The 7,433-nt window shown below is 42.1% G+C and carries 10 protein-coding genes and 1 tRNA gene; 2 read left to right on the top strand and 9 right to left on the bottom strand.

Annotated elements, in window-relative coordinates:
• The first annotated feature begins 64 nt into the window (after positions 1–64).
• Positions 65–136: transfer RNA gene (locus VE944_RS06880), tRNA-Thr, on the top strand.
• A gap of 370 nt (positions 137–506) precedes the next feature.
• Here the strand turns inward: VE944_RS06880 and VE944_RS06875 are convergent.
• The gene (locus VE944_RS06875) at positions 507–1,025 is read right to left on the bottom strand and encodes a hypothetical protein (RefSeq protein WP_324974215.1); all 519 of its coding nucleotides are present in this window, start codon (positions 1,023–1,025) and stop codon (positions 507–509) included.
• A gap of 392 nt (positions 1,026–1,417) precedes the next feature.
• On the opposite strand from VE944_RS06875, the gene VE944_RS06870 reads away from it, so the two are divergent.
• A complete protein-coding gene (locus tag VE944_RS06870) occupies positions 1,418–1,846 on the top strand; it encodes a hypothetical protein (RefSeq protein WP_324974212.1) in 429 nt (142 codons plus the stop codon).
• 115 nt (positions 1,847–1,961) lie between these two features.
• Here the strand turns inward: VE944_RS06870 and VE944_RS06865 are convergent, their stop codons facing one another.
• The 8 genes from VE944_RS06865 to VE944_RS06830 all read right to left on the bottom strand — a co-directional run.
• Positions 1,962–2,837, bottom strand: coding sequence for a hypothetical protein (locus VE944_RS06865; protein ID WP_324974209.1), 876 nt, complete (start codon positions 2,835–2,837; stop codon positions 1,962–1,964).
• 944 nt (positions 2,838–3,781) lie between these two features.
• Positions 3,782–4,042 (bottom strand): hypothetical protein, encoded by a 261-nt coding sequence (locus VE944_RS06860; RefSeq protein WP_324974206.1) that lies wholly within the window; start codon positions 4,040–4,042, stop codon positions 3,782–3,784.
• Positions 4,043–4,070: 28 nt separating this feature from the next.
• On the bottom strand, positions 4,071–4,220 hold the full coding sequence (locus VE944_RS06855) for a ribbon-helix-helix protein, CopG family (RefSeq protein ID WP_324974203.1): 150 nt from the start codon (positions 4,218–4,220) through the stop codon (positions 4,071–4,073).
• A 265-nt stretch (positions 4,221–4,485) separates the two neighbouring features.
• Positions 4,486–5,163: a hypothetical protein gene (locus VE944_RS06850; RefSeq protein ID WP_324974200.1), complete on the bottom strand. Its 678-nt coding sequence runs from the start codon at positions 5,161–5,163 to the stop codon at positions 4,486–4,488.
• A gap of 20 nt (positions 5,164–5,183) precedes the next feature.
• Entirely contained in the window at positions 5,184–5,414 is a 231-nt protein-coding gene (locus tag VE944_RS06845; protein ID WP_324974198.1) for a hypothetical protein, read from the bottom strand.
• 144 nt (positions 5,415–5,558) lie between these two features.
• Complete coding sequence (locus VE944_RS06840) at positions 5,559–6,113, bottom strand: site-specific integrase (RefSeq protein ID WP_324974195.1); 555 nt, start codon at positions 6,111–6,113, stop codon at positions 5,559–5,561.
• 244 nt (positions 6,114–6,357) lie between these two features.
• Positions 6,358–6,669 (bottom strand): hypothetical protein, encoded by a 312-nt coding sequence (locus tag VE944_RS06835; protein WP_324974192.1) that lies wholly within the window; start codon positions 6,667–6,669, stop codon positions 6,358–6,360.
• 301 nt (positions 6,670–6,970) lie between these two features.
• The coding region (locus VE944_RS06830) for a hypothetical protein (RefSeq protein WP_324974189.1) at positions 6,971–7,433 on the bottom strand (463 nt) is incomplete at its 5' end.

Genomic DNA, 7,433 nt, shown 5'->3' with positions numbered 1-7,433 from the left:
GACTGGGTTAAGAGCAAAGCTCCCAGCATTGTAACTTACAACTAAAAAACCAAAGTTATATTTTGCCCGTGTGGCTCAGTGGTAGAGCACACCCTTGGTAAGGGTGAGGTCACGAGTTCAATCCTCGTCACGGGCTTTTTACAGATAAAACTAGCAGTCCTAAAGCACCTTAACTCGTCCTAATGCTGTCCTAAAGTTTAAGACAGTTTAAGCCGCTTGGCAATGATTCAAATCTTCCCCGTTTATCAGAGCTTTTTAGCCATAACTAGGCAACTGATCGCAAAATAGTTATTAGATGGCTGCATGAGTATTTATACTCACCGGGTGGTCTTAGAGTCCCAATGCGGTTAAATACCAGATTATCTGTTATTACCTAACTGACACCCTTGGCGATCGCAGGGTTACAGGGGTATCAAAAATCCCCTAGAGGCATTGGTATCTCTAAGGGATTCTATGGGTAATCTAGGGGATTCTAGGGTATTCTGAGGGGATTTTAAGGCGATTCCTTAATCATCGGGTAGATTTCCATCTGGGCTACCGAAGTGTGCCCAGTTCCCATCGGTGTACTCAGGTGTGCCCAGTGTGTCCTCTAGGGAGCCAATATTGAAGGTTACATGAGTCACAGGGTCAGGCTGGTTGTACTGTAGCTGGTACTTCAGAAGCCCCGATGCAGTCTCAATCATTTCTCGTAGCGCCCTGGCAGTACTTAAATCGCCACTGGACTTTAAGAAATCATTGAGATAATCTACATTAGCCATAGCGATATTCAGTAGCCTCTTAAACTTATCTTGGTCTGAGTAGTCTCCATAGCTTGCGCTGTCTTGGCCTACTGGAGTAGCCGTGGGAGCCTTGGGAACCATCTGAGCCTTGTAGCCATAAATCTGTCTAGAAGTTACCTTATGCCCCCTGGTAGCTAGCCATTTGGATATCTGGGGCACTGGGACTCCTCTATCTAACTGACCATCTACCAAGTCCCTAATATCATCTGGTAGTATCTCAACCGCGCTGGGCTTCTTGTTAGCCATTACTTGACCCTCCTTTGTGCCCTAGATGCAGCTTTTTTAGCCTCTAGAACATTTAGGAGCCTCTGTCTTTGCTCAGGGGTCAGTTGGCGGTATATGGATTTCTGTTTAGGGGTAAATGCTTTATAAATAACTAGTTGCTTCTGGTTCATCAGGGTGTCCTTGGGTCTTTGGTTGTGTCTGTATACTTATTTAGTCCTTTGGTTATCCCTGGTGTCCCTTGGCGATCGCCGTACCATAAGTAAAATATGCACTTTTAGCGGATTATTGATTATGGGATAAGGCTTTTTTATATACCCTATGTGGACATAGTGGGTTAACCCTGGCTAATATTAAGTATAGCTTGGTAAAATCAAGTACCTAATAAAGCTAAGTAATAAGAGATAACCAAAATCATGCAAGTTTACCTTAATATTCCTACAAGTACAAAAGAACCAGTCGAGGCGATTTTATTAGAGAATCTTAGTAAGAGGCAGATCCTCGATCACCTAGGAGATTTATTGAAAAGAAAGTATGATTTTACCCTTACCATAGCTGACACCATTAAATCCGGTTATGCCAAAGAGGAGTCTAGGGATCTTGTAACCCTCAATGAGTATCTGGACAGAGAAAACATTGTAGTCTCTAAAGGCGACTTCCACCTGTTAGCCGTTAGGGTTGCCAAAGCATTTGTGACAGCCTATGGAGTCAAGCCCAGGCGTGTAAACAGGCAATCCCCCAATGGAGACTTTAAGAACAAGGCTTATGCCTATACTGAAGCCCAGTTACATATTATTGATGAAGTCCTAAAGACCATCCCCCATGTAAAAAACCCTAGAAAATAATCCTTAAGGGTATCCGGCTTGACCTTTAGTTACCCCATAAAAGATAGGGAACAAATAAACCCTCAACGGAATCCGTGAGGGTTTATTAGGGGCTGCCCATGTAGCCCTGTCCTGATTAGTTAGTTACCTTAGCCTTTGATGTATAGTCAATGGTCTGGTAGTAGCCCGTTTTACTCCACATACCATTAGAATCTTTAACAAAGTGCGCCCAGACTCCATCGATACAGATATCTAGTATTATCCGGTTAACTAAGTCTTTGTAATCTATGCCAAAGGTTTCGTGTAAGTGTTCTGGGGTAATGCCGAGTTCAATATCTCCTATGATTTCCTCATCTTCACTTGCCCGATATTTGTATGGATCTTTACCTCGGCCTCTATTAGCCGCGACTTCCTCCTCCTCTTTATCCCAGGCTTCTTGGTCATAACCAAGAGTACCTAATGGGCTGATAAAGTGACCCTCTGGGCTAAGTGCTAAATCCTCTACATTAATATTTATAATCCAGAATGATATCCTACCAGTCTTTGTTTTACCTTCTTTGGTTATAATACCTAGCTCATAGTGGTATCTGTACTTGTCTTTTCGCTTGTTACCATCTTCGCCCCAGTATTGCTCGTGATACTTACTGGCAAATAATATTGAGAACCTAACAGTTGATTGTTTAGTTACCTCATACCCTGGCTTAAACTGATGCTCTGGTTCCTCTTTTTTCTTGGTTAGTTCTTCCTTAATGTCTCTGTTTTCTTTCTTAAGGCTATGGATCTGTGCCTGTAACATATCCAGTGCGTTCTGGATGTCTAAGGCGGATTCTGTGATGGGTCTGTTACCATCTAGCTGTTCTTTGACTTGCTGTGCAGCATCTAAGGACTGGTAGACCTTGCCGGATAATGAGTCTTTAATCGCGTCTATTATGAACTGGTGTTTACTTGTGCCAGTTGTTTGTATAACTGCCTTGATCTGCTGTTCTAGTTCTTCAGTTAATCTTAAAGTCATGTTAGACATTTTCTTCCTATCCCCCACTTATGCTTGGTATGATACCATGATACCATGATACCATGTTATCCATAATATGTCAGATTTAGGGTGATCGCTAAGGTTAGATATGAAACCCTTGCTATACTTAGGTTTTGCTTTTATCCCCCTCTCTTGCATGGTGTCATACCATAATACCACCGATGAATAAATCATAGAAATGTCCTATGATTTGTATAGATTTTTATCTATGGATTGTTGGTGCTTTACTGGAATCCTTATTCTATCCCCCTCTTCTCGGTGGTATGACACCAGATACCATAGCCGGATACCAAAGGATAAAATCTGACATATTATAGATAAGATGATATGATGATATATAGTTATATAACTAAGCAGTTATAAAAAAGTACACAACATTACTTAGACTTCCCGAAGATGTTAAAGGGCTATTAGAATCTGCCAAGGCTATTACAGGGAAGTCTCAGGACCAACTAATCCTAGAGGCTATTCAAGAGGCTCTAGGGGGTTATCCAGCCACCCAGGTTACCATTTTAGACAGACTAGATAAAATAGAGGCTCAACTATCCGCATCAGAGTAGCCTATAATACCTATCCTATCCTACTTATCCCCAGATAATACCTGGGTTTTCTATTTGGTATCATATTTTATGGTATCTGGTATGATACCATTACAGAGAGAGAGATAGGATATTATTAGATATTTTAGAGGTCTTTAGAAGTATCTAAGGTATTATTATACTAGTTATGGTATCTGGTATCATACCATTAAAGAGAGGGGGATAAAATAAAAGTTTGACTGATTAGGGTTATTGAGAGTCATCTTTAGTTCCTTCTGTTATTTGAACTGGTTATTTGAATCCTTGGGCACTTAGCCCTGTCTGTTATCTTGAATCTTTGGTCTTTGGGGCAACTAGCTGGTTACTGGTTGCCCTATTTGATGTCTAGTTGTTCTCCGGGTGTTTCTTCCGGGCGTTATGGGCATCAAGGAAAGCCCCAAGTGCTTCATAATCCTCCTCCTCAAACTTATTAACCCATTCCCAATCCTCTGAGATATACTTAGGGTACTTGGCTATCATCTCGGCATCCGGTAACTCTCTTAAGAGATCCTCCCAGAACTCAGCCTCATCAAATATTGGGTCTAGCTCCTTAGCTCCACTAGAAGCCCTGGTCATCTTAAGCATTTCGGGGATTGTGTAAGCCATTTGTCTGTTCCTTTGGTTGGTTAAGTGGTTAGTTATTGTTCAGAAGGTATTCAGCGATCGCATCCCTAATAATCTCTGAGATGGGCTGCTGTCTCTTGTCCCCTAAAGCTATTAGCTGCTTCTGTGTATCAGTGGATAATCGGAGTGTTTGTTGTGCGTTCTGTCTTCTTACTTTCATCGGTGTATCCCTCTTGCCTTACTCTTATACTTTGTCAGATCCAACTTGATACTAAGTAGTGGTATCTGGTGTCATACCAATCAAGAGGGGGAGATAGGATACAAGTTTATCTTAATCGCCTTCAATACAGTAGGGTTAACCCTTGTACAATCATTCTGGTATTTTAGGCTGACCTAATCTACCCCCTAGAAACCACAAAGAATCCCCAGTGACCAACTAAGACCACTGGGGGATATTTTAAGGAAATATTAAATACTCTTTGGCTCTATAAATCTCGACCAAGCACACTGTTGATATAGAACATATCATCGGGGGTCAACTCGGAAGCGTCTGGTTCACCCAAGGGATTCACTTTGGATAACTCGACCAGCTTGACCAACTCTTGGACTTTTCTAGAGAACACAGCATGAGTATGATCTGTAAAAGACTCACTACCTCTTAAAACACCATTGAGGACTTCGGAAAACCACTCCGCACCGCCCATAGGATCAAAGTCGGCTCCCTGTTCCCCATGTAGTAAACTCAGGACTCCTTTGTATAACTCCTGGGGGCTACTGTAGGTCTGACCGCGCCATGTAAGTCCACCATTACCTATTCTGAAGGTTGAAGACTCCACCCCGGTATACTCATGCGATAACAGACCAACCACAGTTCTGATAAACAAATCTTGACCCTTGGCTGCCCCCAAATCTTTCACTGTGCGTTCATAGACTTTAGGATAGTTTGTAGAGTCTAATAAACCAAGTTCGATACCTTTTTCGATAACATTGTTGTTAAACTCATGAACTTTGAGGCTACTTTGTTGGCGCTTAACCTTTTCAGCCATAGCTTTGGCATTCTCAGCCTTAACTTGAGCAGCCTTAGCATCTAAAATAGCTTGTGCCTCAGCCATTTCAGCTTTCAAATCAGCCATCCATTTAGCATTTTGGTAATCGTTTGTCATCTTCTTAAGACCTTTGGTATTTAGTAGTTATCTTGGTTAATCAAATGTTGGGCGATGAAGCTCAAAGTCGCTTCCTGTTCTGCCAGAGTTACCTCAATGCGATCGAGGGACTTTTGTAGTTTCTCTTGGCGATCGCTGAGGGCTTCAATGTCTTTCCGTGGTTGCCTCAGATATGAGGTATCGGATCTGTGCTGCCATAGAGATACTATTAGATTCAGCCAGTTTCTTGAGTTTGTTAAAGATATGTTCATCTAGGGTTATAGGTAGTTTTTTGTTTGCCATAAAAATGCTTTGTATATCCTAATAATGTCAAGTCGGATATTGGTCTGGATATCCTAAGTTAGTCAAGTTGAATCCTAGAACTCTGGTAGCACTATATTTCTACTAACGCCTGTTTAGCCGATAGGCATATCCGGTAACTTGGGTTGGTTAACCAGATGAGCGTAAGTTTGCATAACCATTCGGGTGTCTTTATGCCCCAGTAAATATGCCACTCCGGTTACAGGAGTGCCTTGGTCTATGGCATGACTAGCAGTTCTGTGCCTAGTCGTATAAGGTCTTCGGTAGTCTACGCCGACTTTAGTCAGTACCTTAACCCAGTATCTCTCTCGGAAGTTACCGTCATCTATAGGCTTTCCTTTGACCGTAGTAAATACTAAGGAATCCGGGTCGCTTTTGGAGGGTTTGAGTGACCACAGTAAGCCCCTTAACTCTTCAGTCATTTCTAGCTGTCGGTTACTACCTGTTTTAGTCTCCTTTCTAACCCTCTGATATCCGTTACCTGCCCAATCCCTAGACAGACTTTCTTGAATAGTTACAAACCCTTGGTCAAAGTCTACATGACACCAACGTAGCCCAATAGCTTCGGATGTCCTAACACCTGTAGCCAGTAAAAACTTAACAAAAGGCGCGTAGTGCATGGCGGACTCTTCAAAGCCCTGGATAATCACTTTAATCTCTCTGGAAGTAAAGGGTTTGATCGACTTAGTACACACCCTACGGGTTTTTAGTTCGTCATAGGGGTTACTAGTTACCAGGTTTTTTGATATGGCCCAGCGATAGCATCTTTTCAAATAACCCAGGCGTTGATTAAAAGTTGAGGCTCCTAAGTTGGATTCGGTCAGCCACATAGTAGCCATCAAATCAGGGTTAGCCTTAATAATCTGCTGCCTAATGGCTTTGTAGTGATGTTGTCTAGTAGCTACTGAAAGGCTGAGGTTTATCTACCCAGTAATCCCACAGTTCTAGTAGTCTTTGAGGCTTTGAGGCTTGGCTACTGGATTGTATAGATTGCTTTGGGGTTAATCGGTATCGGTCTAATGTGTAGTCGAAGTTCTTAGCTAGGATATCATTCTGTATTTGGCTAGCGATCGCTTGAGTCGTTTTGAAGTCCCTGTTATTAGCAAACTGCCCCCCAGGTATAGGGTTAAAGCTGTACCGTTTACCGCCCACGGAAAACTTTAGCTGAATAGAACCATTATTATTAACTGGCTTGATTTCCCTCACTGTCCTAACCCCGTCTTAAAGGTTGTGCTAGGACTCGCTAAGGTGCTTATAGGCGCGGCTTCTGGGGTTCAAGGCTACACCCTTGGTAAGGGTGAGGTCACGAGTTCAATCCTCGTCACGGGCTTTTTAGAATGACGAAATAACCGACGTAAAGTTAAGGGTTTCAGGTTTCCAGAGGAGTTTTAAGCTTGGAAAATTGAGTCCCTTGCTTGATATTTTGACTATGATTTGGCTATGAATCCAAAATTTTGGGTATCATGCTAGTAGAACTCTCATCCCAACTAAAGATGTGGTCATAAGTTCAACCTTTGTCATGGGTTATTAACTGTTCTTCTACTTTTCCATAAGCTCTCTTAACCCAATATCCTCTGGGTGGCTTTTCTACCCCATAAGCCTTACACCACTTTTCTACAGCTTTATCAGACACGCCAAAATCTCTCCCAATTTGTGCAGTTGGCTTTTCCCAAACTAGTTTTTCTAGTTCTTCTTTTGATGGTCTTTCTACCTTTCTGGTATGAATCCTAGAGTCTGGGTTAACCTTTCTGGTTGTTAAATCAACGCCAAACTCTTTGTAGGTTCGTTTAGAAGCTACTTCAGTTAAATCTGTAAAATCCTCCCACCAGTAAAAAGGATTGGGTGATTTAGGCGGCGTTGTCCTGATACCGCAACCGCCAAACTTGATTGATGGATATACTACTTTGTTTATATCTGGCAAATAAAGACCATAGAAATCAAAGTCATCAGATTTGTACTTTTTCTCATGA

Origin of the sequence: Nostoc sp., from assembly GCF_035638895.1 — a bacterium.
GTDB lineage: Bacteria > Cyanobacteriota > Cyanobacteriia > Cyanobacteriales > Nostocaceae > Nostoc.
Note: the sequence above shows the minus strand (reverse complement) of the source record. Positions and strands in the feature narration are given on the sequence as shown.

Bases quoted from the DNA above. Each gene is read 5' to 3' on its own strand.
- VE944_RS06875 (WP_324974215.1), bottom strand. From the start codon at position 1,025: ATGGCTAACAAGAAGCCCAGCGCGGTTGAGATACTACCAGATGATATT.
- VE944_RS06870 (WP_324974212.1), top strand. From the start codon at position 1,418: ATGCAAGTTTACCTTAATATTCCTACAAGTACAAAAGAACCAGTCGAG.
- VE944_RS06865 (WP_324974209.1), bottom strand. From the start codon at position 2,837: ATGACTTTAAGATTAACTGAAGAACTAGAACAGCAGATCAAGGCAGTT.
- VE944_RS06860 (WP_324974206.1), bottom strand. From the start codon at position 4,042: ATGGCTTACACAATCCCCGAAATGCTTAAGATGACCAGGGCTTCTAGT.
- VE944_RS06855 (WP_324974203.1), bottom strand. From the start codon at position 4,220: ATGAAAGTAAGAAGACAGAACGCACAACAAACACTCCGATTATCCACT.
- VE944_RS06850 (WP_324974200.1), bottom strand. From the start codon at position 5,163: ATGACAAACGATTACCAAAATGCTAAATGGATGGCTGATTTGAAAGCT.
- VE944_RS06845 (WP_324974198.1), bottom strand. From the start codon at position 5,414: ATGAACATATCTTTAACAAACTCAAGAAACTGGCTGAATCTAATAGTA.